This window comes from Agrobacterium sp. GW821-FHT14E08, from assembly GCF_058803865.1.
Map to the genome: position 1 here is coordinate 262,017 of NZ_JBXAPJ010000001.1, position 22,322 is coordinate 284,338.

23 protein-coding genes are annotated in these 22,322 nt (G+C 59.8%); 16 read left to right on the plus strand and 7 right to left on the minus strand.

Annotated features, from left to right (window positions below):
* Positions 1-63: 63 nt before the first annotated feature.
* From AC1ROR_RS01270 to AC1ROR_RS01285, 4 genes are read right to left on the minus strand one after another with little or no spacing between them, the layout of a single operon-like run.
* Positions 64-660, minus strand: coding sequence for a class I SAM-dependent methyltransferase (locus AC1ROR_RS01270; RefSeq protein WP_498588396.1), 597 nt, complete (start codon positions 658-660; stop codon positions 64-66).
* Positions 661-664: 4 nt separating this feature from the next.
* Positions 665-1,486 (minus strand): transglutaminase family protein, encoded by an 822-nt coding sequence (locus AC1ROR_RS01275; protein WP_035220064.1) that lies wholly within the window; start codon positions 1,484-1,486, stop codon positions 665-667.
* A gap of 21 nt (positions 1,487-1,507) precedes the next feature.
* Positions 1,508-2,449 (minus strand): alpha-E domain-containing protein, encoded by a 942-nt coding sequence (locus tag AC1ROR_RS01280; RefSeq protein ID WP_035220066.1) that lies wholly within the window; start codon positions 2,447-2,449, stop codon positions 1,508-1,510.
* A gap of 3 nt (positions 2,450-2,452) precedes the next feature.
* Entirely contained in the window at positions 2,453-3,862 is a 1,410-nt protein-coding gene (locus AC1ROR_RS01285) for a circularly permuted type 2 ATP-grasp protein (protein ID WP_035220068.1), read from the minus strand.
* A 482-nt stretch (positions 3,863-4,344) separates the two neighbouring features.
* On the opposite strand from AC1ROR_RS01285, the gene AC1ROR_RS01290 reads away from it, so the two are divergent.
* The 4 genes from AC1ROR_RS01290 (at position 4,345) to AC1ROR_RS01305 (ending at position 7,645) form a co-directional block, all read left to right on the plus strand.
* Positions 4,345-5,241 carry a DMT family transporter gene (locus tag AC1ROR_RS01290; RefSeq protein WP_498588397.1) on the plus strand — a complete coding sequence of 299 codons (897 nt, stop codon included), beginning with the start codon at positions 4,345-4,347 and terminating at the stop codon, positions 5,239-5,241.
* Positions 5,242-5,319: 78 nt separating this feature from the next.
* The gene (locus AC1ROR_RS01295; RefSeq protein WP_035220071.1) at positions 5,320-5,937 is read left to right on the plus strand and encodes a L,D-transpeptidase; all 618 of its coding nucleotides are present in this window, start codon (positions 5,320-5,322) and stop codon (positions 5,935-5,937) included.
* Positions 5,938-6,178: 241 nt separating this feature from the next.
* Positions 6,179-6,568, plus strand: a complete 390-nt coding sequence (locus AC1ROR_RS01300) for a DoxX family protein (protein ID WP_035220073.1) — start codon at positions 6,179-6,181, stop codon at positions 6,566-6,568.
* A gap of 168 nt (positions 6,569-6,736) precedes the next feature.
* Complete coding sequence (locus AC1ROR_RS01305) at positions 6,737-7,645, plus strand: DMT family transporter (protein ID WP_498588398.1); 909 nt, start codon at positions 6,737-6,739, stop codon at positions 7,643-7,645.
* Between the two features lie 273 nt (positions 7,646-7,918).
* Here the strand turns inward: AC1ROR_RS01305 and AC1ROR_RS01310 are convergent, their stop codons facing one another.
* Entirely contained in the window at positions 7,919-9,391 is a 1,473-nt protein-coding gene (locus AC1ROR_RS01310; RefSeq protein WP_498588399.1) for a DEAD/DEAH box helicase, read from the minus strand.
* A 462-nt stretch (positions 9,392-9,853) separates the two neighbouring features.
* Here AC1ROR_RS01310 and AC1ROR_RS01315 point away from each other — a divergent pair, with 462 nt between their 5' ends.
* Positions 9,854-13,558 carry a PAS domain-containing hybrid sensor histidine kinase/response regulator gene (locus AC1ROR_RS01315; RefSeq protein WP_498588400.1) on the plus strand — a complete coding sequence of 1,235 codons (3,705 nt, stop codon included), beginning with the start codon at positions 9,854-9,856 and terminating at the stop codon, positions 13,556-13,558.
* A gap of 21 nt (positions 13,559-13,579) precedes the next feature.
* Here the strand turns inward: AC1ROR_RS01315 and mnmC2 are convergent, their stop codons facing one another.
* On the minus strand, positions 13,580-14,347 hold the full coding sequence (gene mnmC2, locus AC1ROR_RS01320) for a tRNA (5-methylaminomethyl-2-thiouridine)(34)-methyltransferase MnmC2 (RefSeq protein WP_498588401.1): 768 nt from the start codon (positions 14,345-14,347) through the stop codon (positions 13,580-13,582).
* Here mnmC2 and AC1ROR_RS01325 point away from each other — a divergent pair.
* The 11 genes from AC1ROR_RS01325 (at position 14,346) to AC1ROR_RS01375 (ending at position 20,934) form a co-directional block, all read left to right on the plus strand.
* Positions 14,346-15,554 (plus strand): NAD(P)/FAD-dependent oxidoreductase, encoded by a 1,209-nt coding sequence (locus AC1ROR_RS01325; RefSeq protein ID WP_498588402.1) that lies wholly within the window; start codon positions 14,346-14,348, stop codon positions 15,552-15,554. The two genes, mnmC2 and AC1ROR_RS01325, sit on opposite strands and share 2 nt — an antisense overlap.
* A gap of 95 nt (positions 15,555-15,649) precedes the next feature.
* Positions 15,650-16,357, plus strand: a complete 708-nt coding sequence (locus tag AC1ROR_RS01330) for a DUF1045 domain-containing protein (RefSeq protein WP_080835628.1) — start codon at positions 15,650-15,652, stop codon at positions 16,355-16,357.
* A 204-nt stretch (positions 16,358-16,561) separates the two neighbouring features.
* Positions 16,562-17,485, plus strand: coding sequence for an allantoinase PuuE (gene puuE / locus AC1ROR_RS01335; RefSeq protein WP_498588403.1), 924 nt, complete (start codon positions 16,562-16,564; stop codon positions 17,483-17,485).
* Complete coding sequence (uraD, locus tag AC1ROR_RS01340; protein ID WP_498588404.1) at positions 17,482-17,979, plus strand: 2-oxo-4-hydroxy-4-carboxy-5-ureidoimidazoline decarboxylase; 498 nt, start codon at positions 17,482-17,484, stop codon at positions 17,977-17,979. Before puuE ends, uraD begins: the two co-directional genes overlap by 4 nt.
* Before the next feature lie 53 nt (positions 17,980-18,032).
* The gene (locus tag AC1ROR_RS01345) at positions 18,033-18,323 is read left to right on the plus strand and encodes a nucleotidyltransferase family protein (RefSeq protein ID WP_498588405.1); all 291 of its coding nucleotides are present in this window, start codon (positions 18,033-18,035) and stop codon (positions 18,321-18,323) included.
* Positions 18,320-18,682 (plus strand): HepT-like ribonuclease domain-containing protein, encoded by a 363-nt coding sequence (locus tag AC1ROR_RS01350; RefSeq protein ID WP_035220083.1) that lies wholly within the window; start codon positions 18,320-18,322, stop codon positions 18,680-18,682. The genes AC1ROR_RS01345 and AC1ROR_RS01350 overlap by 4 nt, the downstream gene beginning before the upstream one ends.
* Positions 18,683-18,685: 3 nt before the next feature.
* On the plus strand, positions 18,686-19,186 hold the full coding sequence (locus tag AC1ROR_RS01355; protein WP_498588406.1) for an ureidoglycolate lyase: 501 nt from the start codon (positions 18,686-18,688) through the stop codon (positions 19,184-19,186).
* A complete protein-coding gene (gene uraH, locus AC1ROR_RS01360; protein ID WP_080835613.1) occupies positions 19,183-19,539 on the plus strand; it encodes a hydroxyisourate hydrolase in 357 nt (118 codons plus the stop codon). Before AC1ROR_RS01355 ends, uraH begins: the two co-directional genes overlap by 4 nt.
* Positions 19,540-19,544: 5 nt before the next feature.
* Positions 19,545-20,294 carry a metallophosphoesterase family protein gene (locus AC1ROR_RS01365; protein ID WP_498588407.1) on the plus strand — a complete coding sequence of 250 codons (750 nt, stop codon included), beginning with the start codon at positions 19,545-19,547 and terminating at the stop codon, positions 20,292-20,294.
* Between the two features lie 52 nt (positions 20,295-20,346).
* Positions 20,347-20,598, plus strand: a complete 252-nt coding sequence (locus AC1ROR_RS01370; RefSeq protein ID WP_035220091.1) for a type II toxin-antitoxin system Phd/YefM family antitoxin — start codon at positions 20,347-20,349, stop codon at positions 20,596-20,598.
* A gap of 51 nt (positions 20,599-20,649) precedes the next feature.
* A complete protein-coding gene (locus tag AC1ROR_RS01375) occupies positions 20,650-20,934 on the plus strand; it encodes a Txe/YoeB family addiction module toxin (RefSeq protein WP_498588408.1) in 285 nt (94 codons plus the stop codon).
* 3 nt (positions 20,935-20,937) lie between these two features.
* Here the strand turns inward: AC1ROR_RS01375 and AC1ROR_RS01380 are convergent, their stop codons facing one another.
* Positions 20,938-22,206, minus strand: coding sequence for a serine hydrolase (locus tag AC1ROR_RS01380; protein WP_498589152.1), 1,269 nt, complete (start codon positions 22,204-22,206; stop codon positions 20,938-20,940).
* Between the last annotated feature and the right edge of the window lie 116 nt (positions 22,207-22,322).

The window sequence follows — 22,322 nt, forward strand, 5'->3', positions numbered from 1 at the left end:
TCAATGCCGTGATTTAACCGGTCGAGACGCGCTTTCGCAACCTGCGAGTTCCTGAAAAAAGGATCAGGATTTCGTTGCCGTGACATGCAGCCAGTCGGTCGGGACCTTGTCATATCCGCTGCCCTTCCGGGCTTCTATCTCCAGGCTTGTCCAGCCAAGCCGTCCGTACAGGTTTTCCAGCCAGGCTTTCGAAGGATAGTTGTAATAACGGCCGAATGTGTCACGGCCTTCCGCTTCTCCCGCCTTGAAGCTGGCGTAAAAAACGCCGCCCTGCTTCAGCGCCGCATGGATGCGGCCGATGATGCCGGGGAGGGCGGGGCGGGGCACGTGCAGCAGGCAGGCATTGGCCCAGATACCGTCATAACGGTCCCTGTCGCCAATATCCTCGAACAGCAATGTTTTGACGGGAATGCCAAGCCGGGCTTCCGCAGCCCTGGCGATATCGGGTGTTCCATCCGTCGGGTGGACGTCGAAACCCGAAGCCAGCATGAATTCGCTGTCCCGTCCGCCGCCGCATCCCAGTTCGAGGATACTTGCGCCAGCCGGCAGGCGCGACAGAAACTGATCCAGATGAGGCCGGTCCGGCGCCTGTCCCCTTGATGTATAGGCGCCGGCATTATCGGTGTAAAAGCCGATGGTATCGTCGTCTCTGGCGGTCATTGTCTCAACTCTGCGACTGGCTCTGGCTTTGCGTTTCCTGCACCGTTACCGAAACGCTCAGCGTTTCGCCGGCCGGACCGATGCGCATGCCTGATATCGGTGCGCAATCGCGGTAGCAGAGGCCGGAGGCGATGCGGACATAATGATCATCCGGGCAGATGTTGTTGGCGGCGTCGAAACCGACCCAGCCAAGCCCCTGAAGATGCACCTCGGCCCAGGCGTGGGTGGCCGTCTGCTGCGCCACTTCGTCCATCATCAGATAACCGGAGACATAACGGGCGGGCAGGCCGATCAGCCGTGCGGCCGAAATCAGGATATGGGCGTGGTCCTGGCAGACGCCCTTGCCGGCCTCCAGTGCCGTTTCCGCCGTGGTTTCAGTGTCGGTCGAGCCCGGCACATATTGAACCTTGCGGTGAATATTTTCCATGAGGTCATGCAGGCGGGCAAGCTCGCTGTCCCCGTTGCTGGTCTTTGCCATTTCGCGCACCAGTTTTCCCGGCTTGGTCAGCGGCGTCTCGCGCATGAAGAGCCACAGCGGCGCATTGCCGGTATGGGTACCGAACACACCGGCCTTGTCCTCGGTGATGACGAGGCCGCTTGCCAGAACCTTGACCTTCCGTTGCGGGCCTTCCGTTTCCACCAGGGCAACCCGGTTGCCGAAATGGTCGTCATAGGTCACTTCCACGGTCGCGCCATCGACCGAGACATCCCAGTCCTCAACCGTCTGGCACGGGCCGGTCTGCGGTGTCAGGCGCAGCCGCTGCAATGCATAGGGCATCGGCTCGTCATAGACATATTCCGTCGTATGGGTGATTTTCAGACGCATAAGATGTCCCCGTCCACGCGCTTACTGATAAAAGCGGTAGCCTTCCACGATTTCCTGGCCCAGCTGACCGTTGCGGTTGACAAATCTCTCCAGAAACTCGTGCAGACCTTCATCCATGACACGGCCGATGGTCGTTTTGCGCAGACTGTCGCGAATGCTTTCTGCCGTCTCATGCGCCTTGTGCCTTTCGCCGTAATCCTCGGCTATGTAATTGAGGTTGCTGGCGATCTTTTCGTAGCAATAGGCGAGCGAGCGCGGCATGCGGCCGTTGAGAATAAGGAAATCGGCAATATTGGCCGGTTTGTATTCCGCATCATAGACCCAGCCATAGGAGCGGTGGGCCGAGACCGACCGCAGGATGGATTCCCACTGCGCATTGTCGAGCGAGGAGCCGACATGGGCCACAGCCGGCAGCAGCACGTAATATTTCACGTCCAGAATGCGGGCGGTATTGTCGGCGCGCTCGATGAAGGTGCCGATGCGGGAGAAATTATAGAGATCGTTGCGCAGCATCGAACCATGGAAGGCGCCACGCACCAGACCGGCGCGATGTTTGATGACATCGATGGTCTGCGGCAGTTCGGCATGGTTGAGCTTGCGGCCGAGAATATTCTTCAGCTCGATCCAGAATTCATTGGTGGCTTCCCACGTTTCGCGCGTCAGCGCCGTGCGCACCATGCGGGCATTGTTTCGGCCCGCCTCGATGCACGACATGACGCTGGAAGGGTTCGCCTTGTCCCGCAGGAGGTAATCGATTGCATTGGCCGCCGTTACCTTCTCGCGTGTTTCGAGAAAGGCTTCATGGACGCCCGCACTTTGCAACACGCCGTCCCAGTCCTCATCGCCGCTGCCTGAGCGCGTCAGTGAAACGCGCAGGCCCGCATCGATCAGCCGGGCGATGTTTTCAGCGCGCTCGATATACCGGAACATCCAGTAGAGCCCGTTTGCCGTTCTGCCCAGCATGGCTTAGTCCTCCAGTACCCAGGTATCCTTGGTGCCGCCGCCCTGGCTGGAATTGACCACCAGCGAGCCCTGCTTGAGGGCAACGCGGGTCAATCCGCCCGGAATGATCTTCACCTTGTCCGACACCAGCACATAGGGACGCAGATCGACATGGCGCGGCGCGATGCCGTTCTTCACCATGATCGGCACGGTGGAAAGCGAAAGCGTCGGCTGCGCAATGTAGTTGGAGGGGCGGGCTTTCAGCTTGTCTGCAAACAGCGCCCGTTCCTTTTTCGTCGCGGTGGGGCCGACCAGCATGCCGTAACCGCCCGAACCGTGAACTTCCTTGACGACGAGATCGGCAAGGTTGTCGAGAACGTATTTCAGGCTGTCCGGCTCCGAACAGCGCCAAGTCGGCACGTTTTCCAGAAGCGGCTTGCGGCCGGTATAGAATTCGACGATTTCGGGCATGTAGGAATAGATCGCCTTGTCATCGGAAATGCCGGTGCCGGGGGCATTGGCGATGGTGATGTTGCCGGCGCGGTAGACATCCATGATGCCGGGCACGCCAAGCGCCGAATCCGGCCGGAAGGTCAGCGGATCGAGGAAGTCGTCGTCGACGCGACGATAGAGAACATCGATGGCCTCATAACCGCGGGTGGTGCGCATCTTGACCTTGCCGTCCATGACGCGCAGGTCGGAGCCTTCCACCAGTTCCACGCCCATCATGTCGGCGAGGAAGGAATGTTCGTAATAGGCGGAATTATAGATGCCGGGGGTCAGCACCGCGACGCGCGGCTTGCCGGAACAGCCGGGCGGGGCGAGCGAGGCGAGCGACTGGCGCAGCAGATAGGGGTAGTCCTCGACCCGCCGCACCCGGTTTTCGTGGAAGAGTTCCGGGAACATCTGCATCATCGTTTCGCGGTTTTCCAGCATATAGCTGACACCGGACGGTGTGCGGGCATTGTCTTCCAGAACATAGAACTGGTCTTCGCCGGTGCGGACGATATCCGTGCCGACAATATGGGTATAGACGCCGCCGGGCGGAGTAAAACCGATCATTTCCGGCAGGAAGGCTTCGTTTTTCTCGATGATTTCGCGGGGAATGCGCCCGGCGCGGATGATTTCCTGCTTGTGGTAGATATCGTCGAGGAAAGCGTTGAGAGCGAGAACCCGCTGTTCGATACCCTGGGCCAGCTTGCGCCACTCACGGCCGGAAATGATGCGCGGGATGATATCGAAGGGGATCAGTTTTTCTGAACTGTCGGCATGGCCATAGACTGCGAAAGTAATGCCGGTTTTTCGAAAGATGTTTTCCGCGTCTTTTGATTTCTGGATCAGGTGTGCCCTGTCCTGCCGGCTGTACCACTCGTTATAGTTTTCATATGGGCTTCGCGGCGTTTCGTCCGCATTTATCATTTCGTCAAATGCCAACTTCGATGTCCCCTTTTTTACCATATGAATACAACGCCAAATGCAATGCAAGAACTATGCGGAGGCCGTCGTGAAGATTTTTCAGCGCCCTAGAGTTTTAAAAAAGAAGCGTTTTTTGAGTTTCAGCCTATAAATGCGGCATCGGCAAATTGGTTGCGCGGCGTGGCGGGGCGTAACCGGGTGGTGGCGTTGTGCGCGCCATGGGCGAATGCATAAATTTTGTTCGTTCGCTTTCGGTTGATGGCTTGCTGGAGCTGCATCAGAAAATCTGAAACATGGCATCACGAAAAGGCCTTTGACCTTTTGCGGGGGTGGAGATATCGCCTTGCAGAGACGGCTCCGGTTTCTCCGCGGGGTGTTTGCCCGGCACCCGGCCCGCTCATTTTCCGGTTTGCCGAAGCCGCAGAAGTATCAATTCTCCGCATGTCTTATCGTTCCGGCCATATCCGGTGACCATGCCATGCGGCACAGGGGATGTTCCCATGTCGCTCGACCGTCTGGCTCCGGCCATCTTCGTCTTTCTGTGGTCGACCGGCTGGGTCACCGCCAAATATGCCGTCTATTATACCGGACCGCTGACATTCCTCTGCCTGCGTTACATCCTGGCCGGTGCGCTGCTGTGGGGGATCTGCCGGCTCTCCTCCATTCCGTGGCCGGAGCGGCGGGGCGATGTTTTCCGGGCGATCCTGTCCGGCATTTTCCTGCATGGCCTTTATCTCGGCATGATCTGGTGGGCGATAGGGCAGGGCGTGCCGGCGGCGATTGGCGGCATCATCGCCGGTTTGCAGCCGTTGATGACGGCGGTGGCCGCCCGTTACATGATCGGCGAAAAAATCTCGCCGCTGCAGAGGGCTGGCCTGCTTATCGGTTTTGCGGGCATTGCCATTGCCGTTCTGCCGAAGGTCATGGCGGCAGGCGCGCTTGGCCTGTCCGTGCCGCTTTACGCGGTGGCGGTGAATGTCCTTGGCATGACGTCGGTGACCTATGGCACGCTCTACCAGAAGAAATACGTCCATGGCGGAAACATCATGGCGGTGGCCACACTGCAATATGTCGGCGCGCTTCTGGTGACAGTTCCCTTTGCGCTGCTGCTGGAGGATGGGCATGTGGACTGGAGCCTTGGGCTTGCCGCCACGCTTGCCTGGTCCGTCGGGGCGATCTCCATCGGGGCGGTGGCGCTGCTTCTTTATCTGATCCGGCGCGGGCAGGTCTCGCGGGCCGCCTCGCTGATCTATCTGGTGCCGCCGCTTGCGGCCGTGGAAGCCGCCCTGCTTTTCGGCGAAACGCTGACGCCGGCCATGATTGCCGGCACGGTTCTGGCGGTGACGGGGGTTTACCTCGCCAACCGCAAGCCTGCCGCAGCGGTTGCGGTACGTTAATTACCACAACCTCATATTAGGGGTTTGTTAACCATAAAATTATACCTCTCGTTAATCTAGAGATTTGGCGGGGGTTACATGTCTATTTCACGTCGTGGTGTTCTGTTTGGATTGCCGCTGTTTCTGGCCGGCTGCGCCAATACCGGCATCGGCCAGCAGAGGCTGAATTATGGGGCGAAGCCGGAGGAGAAATTCCCGCTTCCCGCCATGCATCTGGACAAGGTCAAGCCGGAGCTCCGCCGGCAGGAAGTCACCTATGACACTGCGCATCCGGCCGGAACGGTGGTTGTGGATACGCCGGCGCGGCGGCTCTATTATGTGCTGGGCGATGGCCGGGCCATGCGTTACGGCGTGGGTGTCGGTCGTCAGGGTCTTGCGCTGAAGGGCGATGCCTATATCGGCCGTAAGGCGGAATGGCCCTCCTGGACGCCGACCGCGAACATGATGCGCCGCGATCCGCGCAACCTGAAATTTGCCGGCGGCATGGCGGGCGGCCCGAACAATCCGCTCGGCGCGCGTGCCCTTTATCTTTATCGCGGCGGCAACGACACGATGTTCCGTCTGCACGGCACCAACCAGCCGCAATCCATCGGCCACGCCATGTCGAGCGGCTGCATCCGCATGCTCAACCACGACATCATCGATCTCTACAGCCGCGTGCCGGTCGGCTCAAAGGTGGTTGTGTTGCAGGCTTGAGGGCGAGGCGGATTTTTCCGCCTTTGCCACACGAAAAAATGTCTGAAGCCCTGAGTTGATTTTTCCGGATCGATGTGAGTTTTATACGGTGAAATCAACTATTTGTTGAAAATCGACTTTTGCTTATTTTAGGTAGTCCTGCAATATCGGAAACGTGATTTCCGCTCTTCGGGACGTGTATCCATAAACGTGCCAGCGCGCTCTGACAGGCGCTTCATCACTTCAACGGGGACACATCTACATGGCAGCTTTCGACAATCTCTCCCGCTACCGACCTTACGCCCTTGCAGCGCTGCGCATCATCGCGGCGCTGCTTTTCATCGAGCACGGAACACAGAAGCTCTTCGGCTTCCCGGCATCGCAGATGCAGGGTTCGCTGCCGACGATGCTGTTGGTGGCGGCGCTTCTGGAACTCGTCGGCGGCATTCTCGTGCTGATCGGCCTGTTCACGCGTCCGGTCGCCTTCATTCTTTCCGGCCAGATGGCCGTCGCCTATTTCATGGCGCATGCGCCAAGCAGCTTTTTCCCGGCCCTGAACGGCGGTGACGCAGCCATCCTGTTCTGCTTTGTCTTCCTTTATCTGGTCTTTGCCGGTCCGGGCGCTTTCTCGGCGGATGAACGCCGGGCCTGATCTGCGAGACCATTGTTCACCGGTCTCTTTTACCAAAGCCCCGCATGGTGATGGCCATGCGGGGTTTCATGTTTTCAAAGGGTGAAAACTTCGGCCGCCGCCGAAGCATAGATGGTTGTTTTCGGAGTAGGAACGGTTCATCCTGAACGCTGTTGGAAAAATCGATCCGTGACCTCTCAAAATCCCATTGCCCGCGAATTGTTGTTACTCGCCCTGCTGTCCACGCTGTGGGCGGCATCCTATACCTTCATCAAGATCGGGGTGGAGACGATACCGCCGATCACCTTCATCGCACTTAGAACCCTGATTGCCGGGCTTTTGCTGCTGGCGGTCATCCGGCTGCGCGGGCTGCGTTTGCCGCGGGATTTTGCGACTTGGCGGCTTTTCTTCATTCAGGCCTGCATCAACAGCGTGTTACCCTTCACGCTGATCGCCTGGGCGGAACAGAGCATCGATGCCGGTCTTGCCGTCATTCTCAATGCGACAACGCCGATCTTCACCTTTCTTCTCACGGCACTCGTCATCCGCCACGAACAGGTCAGCGGGCGAAAGCTGTTCGGCACCATTGCGGGCATGACGGGTGTGTGCCTGATCATCGGTCTGGATGCGCTTGGTGGTGCGGGCGAGGCGCTATGGGGCCAGCTTGCGATGCTGACAGCGGCCTTTTCCTATGCCTGCGCCGCCATTTTCAGCAAGAACTTCAAGGGGCTCGATCCGATCATGCCGGCTGCCGGCTCGATGATTTGCGGTGCGGTCCTGCTATTGCCGGTAAGCCTGATCGTTGACCGGCCCTGGACATTGTCGCCTTCATCCGCGTCGCTTATCGCGCTTGTATGCCTCAGCGTCTTTTCAACCGCCCTTGCCTTCATGATCTATTTCCGGCTGATGCAGACGCTGGGTTCGGTCGGCACCACCTCGCAGGCCTATTTGAGGGTCCCGGTGGGTGTCGCCATCGGCATGGTGTTTCTGGGTGAAGTGCCGACGACCGCCATGTGGGTGGGGCTCGTCTGCGTGATCGCCGGTGTACTGGCCATGACCTTGCCATCGCGGCGTCGCCCGGTCGTGCAGGGCGGGTGAGGGGGCAAGGGTAGAGATATACCGAGAGGGCACCCCCTCATCCGACCCTTCGGGCCACCTTCTCCCCGGCGGGGAGAAGAAACGCGCGACAACGCCGAGCCCGGAAAGATTTGCGCCCTTTGTCGTGCAGGGCGGTTGAAGGCAAAGAAAAACCCCGCTGGCGGTGGCCAGCGGGGTTCGATTGGTGAGCGAGCGATTGCGTCTTGTCGCCTTCTCCCACTGGGACAAGAAACGCCCGGCAATGCCGAGCGTCTCCAACCCAGGCAGGGCAAGTTAGCGGTTGCGGCCGCGATTGCCGTTGCCGGAAGCGCGCTTTTCCTGGCCATTGCCGCCAGCAGGCGCGTGGCGGTTGGCGCCGTTGCCGCCGGGCTTGCGGGCGGGGCGGCGGTGCTTGCGGGGGCCGGCGGGACGACCTGCATCGCCTTCAGCCTGCTTCACGCGCTTGAAGTCCGACGTGACTTCCAGATCGTTATCGGCATCACGCGGTGCGTGGTTGCGGGAAGGACGGGATTCACCATTGTGGCGTCCGCCTTCGCGGGGGCCGCGCTGCTGGTGGCCGCCATTATTGTTGCGGCCGCGATTGTTGTTCGGGCGCGTCGGGCTGGCGAGGCCGGCCGGGCGTTCGCCTGATGCAACCGGAATATCGATCTTCATCAGCTTTTCGATGTCGTGCAGCAGGCGGGTTTCGTCCGGCGCACAAAATGCGATGGCGATGCCGTCGCGACCGGCGCGGGCGGTACGGCCGATGCGGTGAACATAAGCGTCGGGCACTTCCGGCAGGTCGTAGTTGAAGACATGCGTTACGGCCGGAATGTCGATGCCGCGGGCGGCGACGTCGGTTGCGACCAGCACCTTGATGTCACCATCCTTGAAGCCCTTCAGCGCCCGCTCGCGCTGGCCCTGGCTCTTGTTGCCGTGGATGGAGGCGACCTTGAAACCGATATGTTCGAGATGCTTGTAAAGCTTTTCCGCGCCATGCTTGGTGCGCAGGAAAACGATGGCGCGGCCATCCGGGTTCTCGTTCAGCGACTTCTTCAGGAGATCGGTCTTGTCGTTCTTGCCGGCGACGAAATGCACGTACTGCTCGACCTTGTCGGCAGCCTTGCCCGGAGGGGTCACTTCCACCTTGACCGGATCGGTCAGGTAGCTGTGCGAGAGATCGGCGATCGCCTTCGGCATGGTGGCCGAGAACAGAAGCGTCTGGCGCTTGGCCGGGACCATTCTGGAAATCTTGCGCAGGTCATGGATGAAGCCGAGGTCGAGCATCTGGTCAGCTTCGTCAAGCACCAGATAGGTCACCTTGGAGAGCGAGATGGCGTTGCGGGCGATGAGGTCCAGCAGGCGGCCGGGGGTCGCCACCAGAATGTCCGTGCCTTTTTCGAGCTGAAGCTGCTGCTTGTTGATCGACGCGCCGCCGACAACCTGGTTGATGCGCAGCGGCGTCTTCTTCACGAAGGAGCGCAGGTTGTCGCCGATCTGGTTTACCAGTTCGCGGGTCGGGGCAAGGATGAGGGTGCGGGCGGTGCGGTTTGCCGGACGGTCGGCCTGCTTCATCAGCATTTCGATGATCGGCAGGCCGAAGGCGGCGGTCTTGCCCGTACCGGTCTGTGCGAGGCCGATCAGGTCACGGCCTTCGAGCAGCAGCGGAATGGCCTTTGCCTGAATGGGGGTGGGAGTGGTGTAGCCAAGCTGGGCAACGCTGGCCACGATCTTTTCGGAGAGGCCGAGTTCGCTAAAACTGGTCAATATAGTGCCTTTCGGGGCGCCAAAACAAACTCAGCCGGAACAGGGCTGCTGTCCGGTGGTTTCGGCGTCAAGAACCCCGCGTGAATTGGGAACTTGTGGGTTGGAATAACTTTCTGCGCATCAGTGCGGCAAATGCCGTCTTCTGTATTCGTTGCGCTTTTCCTTCATGCGGGCCAGGTCTTCCTGATCATACGCTGCAGCTCACGCGGCTGCCGAAGGTGAAAGCTTGACGGGCATGTGGGCGTTTTGTCGGTTAAAGTCAAGCAATAGTTTTGTAACGCCGCTGCCCGGCGGCGCATGGCAGCCATGCGCAAGGTCGGTCGTTTAGGGTCGGAATGGTGCGGCCGGGGCGAATAATTATGGTTAAAAAAGGGTAACGGTACCGTCTCGTACATAGCAAAGAGCGATTTTCTCACATAACGTTTTTTGCAACGACGTCCGGAAATATTTGATTCGACAGGGATGGAACTGCACGGTGTGGAGTATCGATTGACCGAAGGCAGCGGGTTGCTGGAAAAAGCTTACAGGGCCGTTGCGGCTCTGGACCTGCCCGCGTGCATCAAGGACAGCGAGCTTCGCTATCTCATGGTCAATTCGGCCTATGCCCGGGTCATGGGGCGACCGGCAGCGGCGTTTCCGGGCCATACCAGCTTTTCACTTTCCGCTGACATTTACGACGCCGAGCGCGAGGACAGGGAGCGCCGCTCGCTGGTCTTTGCCACGGACGAGGTGATCAGCTGCCATGGCGCGGCCTCCTCCGGTCCTCACAGGCTTCGCTGCGAGCGCTTTATCGGCGACGATGGCAATCTGTTCCTGTTCGAAGTGTTTGAGGAAATGCCGTCCGCAATCGTTGAAGGTTTTCCGGGCGGTGGCGGCAGTGCCTTTGACCTGTTGTTCGGCAGCGGCGTCATCGATCTCATCGATGCCGGCATCGTGATTTATGACCGTGACAACCGGCTGATCTATTGCAACACGCGCTTTGCGGAATTCTACAGCGCCTTCGGCGTCGAGCTGAAGCCCGGCGTGCGGCTTGAGACGTTGATGGAGGCGGTCTATTTTTCGAGCGGCTACAGCAGCGGAAAAAAAGACGATTCCGCATTCGAAGGGTGGATGCGGGAGCAATTGCGGGATTTTTCCCTCCCCTATCTCGAAAGGGTAGAGCAGTTTGCCGATGGCCGCTGGGTGCGCATGGTCAACAAGCGGCTGGAAAACGGCATGCTGGTCGGGCTGCGCGTCGATGTGACGGAGTTCAAGGCGCACGAGGCGCTTCTCAGCACACAGATCCGCGAGACCTGGCTGCTACGGGCGGCGCTGGAGCAATTGCCGGTGGCTGTCTTCCTGCGGGACGATGAGCGTCGGCTGACCTTTGCCAATACGGCTTACGAACAATTCCTCGGAGGCGATCTCACCCGCTATATCGGCATGACCGAAAGCGAGATGTTTCCGGATGACAGTGAACGGTTCCGGATTGAAAACGAGCGGCTTCTTGCAACCGGCGAAGCGATAGAGAAAGCAGAGACCCTGCCGCTGCCGGATGGCGGCTCCGTTCCCGTGATAACCCGGGTTGGCCGGGTGGCGACACCCGACGACGAATATTATCTGGTCGGCTCCATCACCGATGTCAGCCTGCTTGATGAACGGGAAAAGGCGCTGATCGCCGCACAGGCGCAGGCTGAGGCGCTGCACCGCCAGCTGGAGGCGGTTCTCCACGCCCTGCCTGTCGGCGTGCTGCTCCTCAACGCCGATCTCGTCATCGAATATGTCAATCCGTTCTTCCATGAAGTCTGGGGCGAAATCGGCGGCGAGAAGTCGCTCGTCGGCAAAAGCTATCGGGAATTCATGGAAATGAATTTCGACAGCGGCCTTTACGACTATGGCGACATGCCCTTCGAGGAGCTTTATAACCAGCGCGCGGAGCGGCTTCTCAAGGAAGAGGTTTTCACGCCGCGCGAGGTTCGCAGCAAAAGCGGCAAGGTGACCGTCATTTCGAAAACCCGTCTTGATGGCGGGAAAATCCTCAGCACCTATGCGGATGTGACTGATGTGCGCATGCGCGACGCCGAGATCAGCAAGGCGAAGGCCGAGCTGGAGCGTGTCGGCGAATATATGCAGGGCGCCACGCGCGCCATGGCGCAGGGGCTTGTGCTTGTCGAGCAGGGCACGATCATCATGTCCAACGAGGCCATGGCGCGAATGTTCGACGTGCCGCCCCATTTGCTGGAAAAAGGCAGGAACTGGTCTGGTTTCTTTGCCCATTGCGCCGGGCGCGGGGATTTCGGCAGTGACGAGGCGGCGGCAGGGACGCTCGCCGCCTGGAGAGAGAATATCGCCGCCAACAGGCCGTTCTCCTGGCTCATTCACGTCGCCGGCAAGACCTGGCTCAATCTGGAGGCGACAAACAGTTCCGGCAATTACTGGCTCATCATCGTCACCGACGTAACCGACATGAAGATGCGTGAGGAAGAATTGCAGCGGCTGCTTTCACGCGCGGAGGCTGCGGACCGCGCCAAATCGGAGTTCCTGGCCAATATGAGCCACGAAATCCGCACGCCCATGAACGGCGTGCTCGGCATGGCGGAGCTGCTGGCCAAGTCCAATCTCGATACGCGCCAGAAGACCTTCACCGATATTATCGTCAAATCCGGCAATGCGCTTCTGACGATCATCAACGACATTCTCGATTTCTCCAAGATCGAGGCAGGGCAGATGCGGCTGCGCAGCGTGCCTTTCGATCCTGCCGAGGCGGTGGAGGACGTGGTTTCCCTGCTGTCTTCGGCGGCGCTGGAAAAGGACATCGAACTGGTCGTCCGGATCGATCCTTCGGCTTTCGGCAAGGTCATGGGTGACGCCGGACGGTTCCGCCAGATCGTCACCAACCTTGTTGGAAACGCCGTCAAGTTCACGGAAACGGGGCACGTGCTGATCGAGCTTTCGGCGCAGTCGGCGGAGGCGTCCGAGGCGATCCTGTCGTTGCGGGTGGAAGACAGCGGCATCGGCATTCCGGCCGACAAGCTGGAAACGATCTTCGACAAGTTCAGCCAGGTGGACGGTTCAGCGACGCGCCGGCATGAGGGAACGGGGCTGGGACTGGCGATCACCGTCGGCCTCGTCGGTCTTTTCGACGGCGTGATCAATGTCGTGAGCGAGATCGGCAAAGGATCGACCTTCGACGTCAATATTCCTTTCCAGCTCATCGAAAGACGGCGCGATGTTCCGCTTCCGGTCATGGCGATCGACGATATCCGGGTGCTCGTCATCGATGACAATGATGTCAATCGCCGCATATTGACCGAGCAGCTGAGGACATGGGGTATCGACGGCCATGCGGTCGAGGATGGGCCTTCCGGCCTTGCCGTGCTGCAGGAGGCCGCCGCCCTCGGCTTTGCCATCGACGCCATCATCCTCGACTATCACATGCCCGTTATGAACGGGCTGGATGTGGTCGAAAGGATCAGGGCGGATCGTCGTTTCGATGACATCGCCATCGTGTTCCTGACCTCCATGGATGTCGTCGGTGACGAAACGCTGTTTACGGATCTCAGCGTGCAGGCGCATCTTATGAAACCGGCACGGGCGCGTCTTTTACGCTCGACCCTGTTCGATGTGGTGCGGGATGTGCGGTTGAAGCGCGCCCGTCAGCATCCGTCCGCGCCGGGCGGGGCAGAGTGGGGCAATGCGCCTGTCCGGCCGGAAAGCAGCCCTGCCGAAAAGAAGCAGAAGGCTGTCCCGGCGGCGGCATCCAGCCGGCGTCGGCCCTGTCTTGTCGACGTGCTGGTTGCCGAGGACAATGACGTCAACCAGATCGTCTTCACCCAGATATTGCAGCAGGCCGGTTTGCGGTTCCTGATCGTCGGCAATGGCAAGAAGGCTGTTCAGGCCTGGGAAGAATATAATCCCGCCGTCATCCTCATGGACGTTTCCATGCCTATCATGAACGGGCATCAGGCGACACTGGCGATCCGGGCCGCCGAACAGGCCGCCGCCGACGGCCGGCATGTTCCGATCATCGGCGTTACCGCCCATACGCAGGACGCGGATCGCGAGCTCTGCCTTGCGGCCGGCATGGATGATTACCTGTCGAAGCCCATCAGTCCTGAAATCCTTGAGGACAAGATCGCGCAATGGCTGGGAGACAGCGGCGCGCGCCGCGACGCACCGAGCGTCTGACGATCCGGCGACGCGGGCAACTTAGCCGGACCGCTTGGTGCCGCAGAGCATTTCCCGTTTTCCCGCAAAACCCTTGCGGCGCTCCAGGTCAAAACCGGCAGCGATGAGATTGCGGCGGACGAAGCCAGCAGCGGCATAGGTGGCGAACGTGCCTTCCTGTGCGGTCTTGCCGAACAGCGTCTGCATGATTTCCAGCGACCACATGTCCGGATTGCGGGCAGGCGCGAAACCATCCAGAAACCAGGCGTCGAAGCTTTCGGTTCGGCTTGCAATGCCGGCGAGCGCTTCGCCGCACACCACCGTCAGGCGCGTGTCTGCGTCCAGCTCGATCTCGACTTCGCCTTTGGGTTCCTCGGGCCAGCGGGCAACCAGCGCCCTGCGTTCGGCATCCACTTCCGGCCAGCGGGAAAGCGCCCGGTCGATCTCGTCCGCCTTCATGGGGTAAAGTTCGAAGGACATGAAATGCAGTGTGGAACGGCCGTTGTGTGCTTCTTTCCGGGCCTGTTTCCACTGCCGCCAGGTTTCGCAGAGATTGAGGCCGGTGCCGAAGCCGAGTTCGCCGATGCGGAAGACGCCCTCCCGCTCAAGCCAGCGCTGCGGCAGGCCGTTTCCGGAGAGGAAGACATGGCCGCATTCCAGCCTGCCATCCGTCTGGCAATAAAAATGATCGTCAAAGGCCAGCGAATAGGGCATATCCCCCTCACGCCAGTCGAGGGCCGTCTGGTTTTTTCCGGTTGCCGAACCTGTAGCCGGGCCGGTCTCTGCGATAGTTTCGTTGGAATGTTTCATGGCTAAAGCCGATAATCCCGCTTTCGAACAGGGTCAATCGCCAAGATTGCAGGGCTCCGTGCCGCTGCTTATCGTCGGCGGCGGTATCATGGGCCTGTGGGCCGCCATCAAGGCGGAACGGCTCGGTATCGATGCCCTGCTGGTGGAAGCGGACCGGACTGGCGGCGGTGCGAGCGGCGGGCTTCTGGGCGCGCTGATGCCACATATGCCCGACCGCTGGTCGGACAAGAAGCAGTTCCAGTTCGATGCCCTTGTCGCGCTCGAAAAGGAGATCGCCGACCTGGAGGCTGAGACCGGGCTTTCCGCGGGTTATCGGCGGTGCGGCAGGATCATTCCCCTGCCGAAACCGCATCTGCGCACCATCGCTGAAAGGCACCAGCGGGATGCCGGGGAAAACTGGATATCGGGGGAGCGCTCGTTCCATTGGCATGTCGGTGACAGCCCTTCCGTTGCCGGATGGGTGGATGATGCGGCGGGAGAGGCGGGCTTCGTGCTCGATACGCTGGCGGCGAGGGTTGCCCCGCGTGCCATGATCGCCCTTCTCTCGGCTTTCCTGGGCAAGGCCCGGCATGTCAGCGTTGTCGAACAGTGCCGTGTTGTTTCGCTCGATCCGCATAGCGGACGGGCAATGCTGTCGTCGGGAGACGAGCTGCTCTTCGGCCATGTCATAGTTGCGAATGGGCATGGTTCTTTCCCCATGATCCGTGATGCGCTGGGTCTCGAAGCCGGTGTCGGGCTTGGTCAGGCGGTGAAGGGGCAGGCGGCCCTTCTTGACGCGGCGGCCGATCCGGCAATGCCTGTCGTGTTCCTGAATGGGCTTTATATCGTGCCGCATGAGGACGGCACCGTCGCCATTGGCAGTACCAGCGAAGATTGTTTTTCCGAGCCTTTCAGTACCGATGAAAAGCTGGAAAAACTACTTGCCGAGGCCTGTCGGGTGGTGCCCTCGCTTGCCCGCGCGCCGGTGCTGGAGCGCTGGGCCGGTCTGCGGCCCAAGGCGATTGGAAGGGACCCGATGGTTGGGTCGGTTGCCGGCCATCCGACGCTTGTCGCGCTGTCGGGCGGCTTCAAGGTCAGCTTCGGCCTTGCCCATTTTCTTGCCGATGCGGCGCTGCAAACCGTGTGCGGTCACACACCTGTCATCCCTTCCGGGTTCCGTCTTCAAGAACACGTGAGTATTGCCGTTGCGGACTTTAGAAAGTCCTGATCAGGCCCGCCACGTCGTTAATCTGTCACGCAAATCACTTATCTGCTGGCCTGCAACGAGGCCGTTTTGGCCGTTTTGCGTCGAGGTGACAGCGCATGCGATACGCCATTCATTTCACGCCTTCCCCCAATGACCCCCTGACGCAGGCGGCAGCTGCGTGGTTGGGGCGCGATGCCTATTCCGGTCAGGCGGTGGAGCCGCCCGGCATGATCGATCTCGGCATGCAGGAGATTTCCTACCATACGGCACTGCCGCGCCGTTATGGTTTCCATGGCACGATAAAGGCGCCTTTCCGGCTTGCCGAAGGCCATTCGGAAGCCGCGCTTCTGCGCGACCTGATGTATTTTTCCGGTAAGCAGGAACCCTTCGTGTTGCCACAACTAGTGGTGGCAAGGCAGGAGAATGTTTTCAGCCTCGTTCCCGAGCGTCCCTGCGAAGTGCTGCATTTTTTTGCCGCCCGGGTGGTGCAGGAATTCGACCGTTACCGCGCGCCGCTTTCCGAAGCGGAAATAGAGCGGGCGGATCCCGACCGGCTTTCTGCTTCGCAGCTGACCAATCTGCATCGCTGGGGCAGCCCGCATGTGATGGATGAGTTCCGCTTTCAGATGTCGCTGACGGGTGGCGTCGAACCCTCCAGCAGCCAGAGGATCGAGCGCGCCGTGCGCAAGGTTTTCGAGCCGCTCCTGACGCGGACGCTGCCGTTTTCCAGCCTCGCGCTGTTCATCGAGGATGAACCCGGTGCGCCTTTCCGGGTGCACTCGCTTCATCCCATGGGCCGCGTTTCCGCCCGCAGGATCGCCTGACAAACGCCGCACAGAAATCGTACACAAAAAAGCATCGGAATGTCGGCAAAATTCATCTCGACATTCCGGATGCGGATGCTACCGTCGCCGCATCGCATGTCTGAAGCGTGTCGAGTTCTCCCGTTTCCGGGATCGGGCTCTTCAGAGGCTTGTTTGCTTCCCGAGAGCGGTTTCCGCTTTGGGAGAGATGTTTTGGGTGGCTGAATGATTTCCGAGAACTATTCCCGCAATCTGGTGGGCTACGGTCGCAATGTTCCCGACCCGAAATGGCCGGGTGGCGCGCGTATCGCAGTGCAATTCGTGATCAATTACGAGGAGGGTGGCGAGAGCTGCATTCTCGACAATGACAAGGCGTCGGAATCGCTGCTGTCGGAAATCGTCGGCGCCCAGCCCTGGCCTGGCCAGCGGAACCTGAACATGGAATCGATCTATGAATATGGTTCGCGCGCCGGTTTCTGGCGGCTGTGGCGCATGTTCACCGGTCTCGGCGTCACCACCACCGTTTATGGCGTGACTGCCGCCATGGCCCGTAATCCGGAAGCCGTTGCGGCGATGAAGGAAGCGGGCTGGGAGATCGCCAGCCACGGCTATCGCTGGCTGGAATACAAGGATTTTTCCGAGGAGGAGGAACGCAAGCACATAAGCGAAGCCGTGCACCTGCATAAGGAGGTTACCGGCGAGCGTCCCTATGGCATGTATCAGGGCAAGCCTTCGGACAATACGCTGCGCCTTGTCATGGAAGAGGGCGGTTTCCTCTATTCGTCGGATTCCTATGCCGACGATCTGCCCTATTGGGTGAAGGGCGTGAAAGACGAGCCGTTCCTGATCATTCCCTATACGCTTGAAACCAACGATATGCGTTTTGCCACGCCGCAGGGCTTCAATTCCGGCGACCAGTTCTTCACCTATCTGAAGGATGCTTTCGATGTGCTTTATCAGGAAGGCGTCGAGGGCGCGCCGAAGATGATGAGCGTCGGCCTGCATTGCCGTCTTGTCGGCCGTCCCGGCCGTGCGGCGGCTCTTCGCCGTTTCATCGAATATGTGCTTGGCCATGAGAAGGTGTGGATCCCGCAGCGCATCGAGATCGCCCGTCACTGGCATCAACATCACAAGCCGGAGACGCTTTGATGACGCGTGAGGACTTTGTCAGCCGTTTCGGCGGCGTGTTCGAACATTCGCCCTTTATCGCCGAACGGGCCTATGATGCTGGCGGGATCAGTGCTGCCTTGACGGTGAAGGCGGTTCACGCCGCACTCACCGCGCAATTCCGCGCCGCTTCAGAGGCCGAACGGCTTGGTGTATTGCGGGCGCATCCCGATCTTGCCGGCAAGCTGGCGATTGCGGGGGAGTTGACGGCCGACAGCCGCAACGAACAGGCCGGCGCAGGGCTCGACCGGCTCACCCCGGAAGAGCACGCGCGTTTTACCGAATTAAACGGCGCCTATACCGAAAAATTCGGCTTTCCCTTCATCATTGCGGTCAAGGGGCTGAACAGGCACGATATTCTTTCCGCCTTCGAAACGCGCATCGGCAACGGTACGACCGAAGAATTTGAGACGGCGACAGCGCAGGTGGAGAAGATTGCCTGGCTGCGCCTTTCCGCGATGCTGCCGGAAGGCTGAATTGGCGAGTGGTGGCCGTTCTGCTAGAATCGCGCCGTCTGGAGATTGAGACCATGAGACCTTCCGAGGTGCTGGAAAGGAACAGGGAAGCGATCCGCGAAGCGACGAAACGCTTCAACGCGGCAAACCCGCGCGTGTTCGGCTCCGTCGCCCGCGGCGAGGACCGGCCGGACAGCGATCTCGATATTCTGGTGGATGCGCTGCCTGGCACGACATTGTTCGATCTCGGCGGTTTGCTGGAGGAATTGAAGGCGCTGCTTGGTGTGGAGGTCGACGTCGTCACCTCAGGCGGCCTGCATTCGGATATACGGGCGCGCGTTCTGAAGGAAGCCAAAGCGGTATGAGTACGGATCGGCTTCTGCTCTATCTGAAGGAGATGGATGTTGCCGCCTCCAGAATACAGGATTTCATTCAGGATATGGATGAGGCCGCTTTTTCCTCCGACACGCGGACGCAGATGGCGGTCATGATGGGTCTTGCCCTGATCGGCGAGGCGGTCGCCAAGCTGGACAAGCACTACCCCGCATTTTTACAGCAACACCCGGAAATCCCCTGGATCAAGATGAAGGGTATGCGCAATCTGATCGTGCATGATTATTTCCGGGCGGAGCTCTCGGTCGTCTGGAAAACGATAACGCAGAGCATTCCGGATCTGCAGGCGCGTCTCTCCCTCCTCCGAAACTGGCATGCCCAAGGTGAATGACATTTGACTGATTTTCTCGAGATAAAACCTCTTAGCAAAGAGGCTTTCGCATCCTTCGGCGATGTGATCGAAACGACACCCTCTTCCATGCGGCATATCAATGGCGGCCAGACCGAGCGGCATCATGCGCTCGCAGCCCCGGAGGCGGCGGGTGAGGGGGCGCGTATCATTCTCAACATTTTCCGTGGGCAGCCGCGCGCTTTTCCCCATGCAATCGAGATGATGGAGCGGCATCCGCTCGGCAGCCAGAGTTTTTCGCCGCTTTCCGGCCGGCCTTTCCTCGTGGTCGTCGCCGATGACGATGGCGGTCGGCCCGGCCGGCCGCAGGTGTTTCTGGCGCGGGGCGATCAGGGCGTGAATTACCGCCGCAATGTCTGGCATTATCCGCTGATGCCGTTGCAGGCGGTTTCGGATTTTCTGGTTGCCGACCGCGATGGGCCGGGTAACAATCTGGAAGAGTATTTTTTTGACAAGCCCTATACGATCGCGGAGCCCAAGCCATGACCGGTTTGACCACCCATGTCCTCGACGCCGCCCATGGTACGCCGGCCGAAGGGCTGACCATCGAGCTTTACCGGCTTTCCGGTGATCGCCGCGAGAAGCTGAAGACGGTAAAGACCAATAGCGACGGCCGTGTGGATGGCGGGCCGCTGCTTTTGGGTGAGAGTTTCAAGGCCGGGGAATATGAGCTGGTTTTCCACGCCGGCGATTATCTGCGCGGCAGGGGCGTCCAACTGGCGGAGCCGGCCTTTCTCGACATTATTCCCATCCGTTTCGGCATTGCCGATGAAAGCGGCCATTACCATGTGCCGCTCCTGCTTTCGCCCTATAGCTATTCCACCTATCGAGGAAGCTGATTGCCATGATCTTTGCCGCCATTGCCGATATTCACGGAAACTGCGCCGCTCTCGAGGCTGTGCTTGAGGATATCGCCAAGCTTGGCATCAAGGACATCGTCAATCTCGGCGATTGTTTCAGCGGTCCGCTGGAGGCGGGGTTCACGGGTGATGTGCTTGTTAGTAACTGGATTCCCAGCATTCGCGGCAATCATGACCGGGAACTGCTCGAGCGGGCGCCGGAGGAGATGGGAAGCTGGGAAAGACCGGCGCATGCGCAGCTGAGCGCCGCCCATCTGGACTGGCTGCGCACCCTGCCGTTCAGCATGGTTTTCAAGGATGTCGCTTATTGCTGCCACGGTTCGCCGCGCGGCGATCTGGAATATTGGCTGGAGACGCTTTCGGCGGAAGGCGTGCTGAAACTGCGGCCGCTGGCGGAGATCGAAGCTATCGCTGACGGCATCACCCAGCCGCTGATGCTCTGCGGTCACACGCATATTCCTCGTGCGGTACAGCTTTCCGACGGCCGGCTGATAGTCAATCCCGGCAGCGTCGGTTGCCCCGGCTGGAAGGATGACATGCCTTTTGATCATCACGTCGAGGCGGGCCATCCGCTCGCGACCTATGCCGTGCTGGAAGAGACAGCGCGCGGCTGGCAGGTCTATTTCCGGAATATCCGCTACGACAATCTGGCCATGGCCGAGATGGCGAAGGCCAACGGGATTCCGTATCTGGCCGATGCTCTGGCGAGCGGTTGGCTTCGCAAACGGACTTGAATTTTCCAGAGAGTTGTACTATTTATTGTACAACTTCCATCGGGATTTATCCATGCGTACCGTTATGTTTTCAAAAGCACGCGAATCTCTTGCATCGCTTCTGGATGAAGTGTCGCAGGACCGCGTGGCTGTGGAAATCGTGCGCCGCGACAAGCCGTCCGCCGTTCTTATAGATAAGGACGAATATGAAGGCTTGATGGAAACCTTGCATCTCTGCTCGTCGCCGGAGAATTTCGCCAGACTTAAAAAGTCGATGTCCGATGTGGACGCCGGCACTTTCGAAAGTCATGACCTTATCGACTGATTTTTCAAACCCATCGCGCATGAGTGCGAGCTTCTATCAGGAGAAACTCTCATGCAGCAAAAGGGCGCGATTGCTCTCGGCTGGAGCCATCAGGGCTGGGAAGACTATCTGCACTGGCAGCAATATGATCGCAAGATGCTCGAACGCATCAATGAACTCATCAAGGATTGTCGACGGCATCCATTTGAATGGATCGGAAAACCCGAGCCACTGCGTTTTCAGTTAAAGGGCCTATGGTCACGCCGGATTTCGCAGGAGCATCGGCTTGTCTACGAGTTGCGCGGCGAAGCCGAAAAGACGGTCCTGATCATTCACCCGTGCCGTTTCCACTACTGATCCTCACCCCTCGCTGGTCATCACCACACAGGCATAGGATTGCGCCTTCAGTTCCTTGCAGGCGGAAACCGCTGAGGACTGGTCTTCAAAGCCGGTGAAGCGGGCGCGGTAGAGCGTCGCCGATCCGCTTTGCACGGCTTCGGTATAGGGGGCGATCCCGGCATAGCTGCCGATGTTGGAGCGGGCATTGGCGAGCAGCGAGCGGGCGGCGGCTTCGCTGTCGGTCGCGGCAATCTGCACTTCCCAGCGGCTTCTCTGGCCCGTGGGCTGGCCGATGGCAGCGGTGGGGGCAGGTCTCGGAATGGCCGAGACCTGGATCATATCCGCCATCTGGTTATTGGCCGTGGCGATCTGCATGGCGACCGGGTCGGAGCGGCGCTCGGCGAACATCGGCAGTGGTACGGCAGCGGGCGGCACATCGAAGGTGCGGCTGACATTGGCGCTGGCGACGAGTTGTTCCGTGTTGCGGCTTCTCGATGCCTGCGGCACGGCCTTGTCGAGAAGGGCGGCCATCTGCGCATCGCGGCTACGCGCCGTCTTGCCGCCCAGCACGACGCCGACAACGCGGCGACCATTGTGATTGATGGCGCTGACAAGGTTGAAGCCGGAGGCATTGGTGTAACCGGTCTTGATGCCGTCCATGCCCTGATAACGATACATCAGATTATTGTGGCCACGGATGCGCTTGCCGCGGAAACTGAAGGATTCCATGGCGAAGAGGCCATATTCCTTGGGAAAGTCCCGCTGCAGCGCAAGGCCGAGCCTGGCCATGTCACGCGCCGTCGTCACCTGCGATTTGCTGGGCAGGCCGGAAGCGTTGCGGAACACCGTTTTCGTCATGCCGAGCTGGCGGGCCTTGCGGGTCATCATTTCGGCAAACCTTGCCTCGGAGCCGCCGAGGTGATCGCCCATGCCTTCCGCCATGTCGTTGGCGGATTTGACGATCATGCCATAAACGGCCTCACGCACGGTGAAGGTCTGGCCCTGGCGCACATAAAGCTTCGAGGGGATGGTGGCTGCGCCGTTCTTGGACATGGTGATCTTCTGGTCCCAGCGAAGCCGGCCGGCATGCAGCGCCTCGAAGGTCATGTAGAGCGTCATCATCTTGGTCAGCGAAGCGGGGTGGTTCAGCACATCGGCATTGCGGGCTGCCAGAACCTTGCCAGTATTGGCATCCATGATGAAGTGGGCGTAGCCGGCCTGCGCAGGCGATGCCTGCAATGAGAGGATCGCGCAAAAGAAGGTGAGTGCGAAGACCCATGCACCCGCCATTCCCCGTTTGACCGTTCCCGACATAATCCACCCCTTTTGTTCGATCGCCGCAATGAGCGAAGTTTTACTGACACTTTCCGGCAACAAAACCGCTAAAACTTTAGAGATCGCTTTCA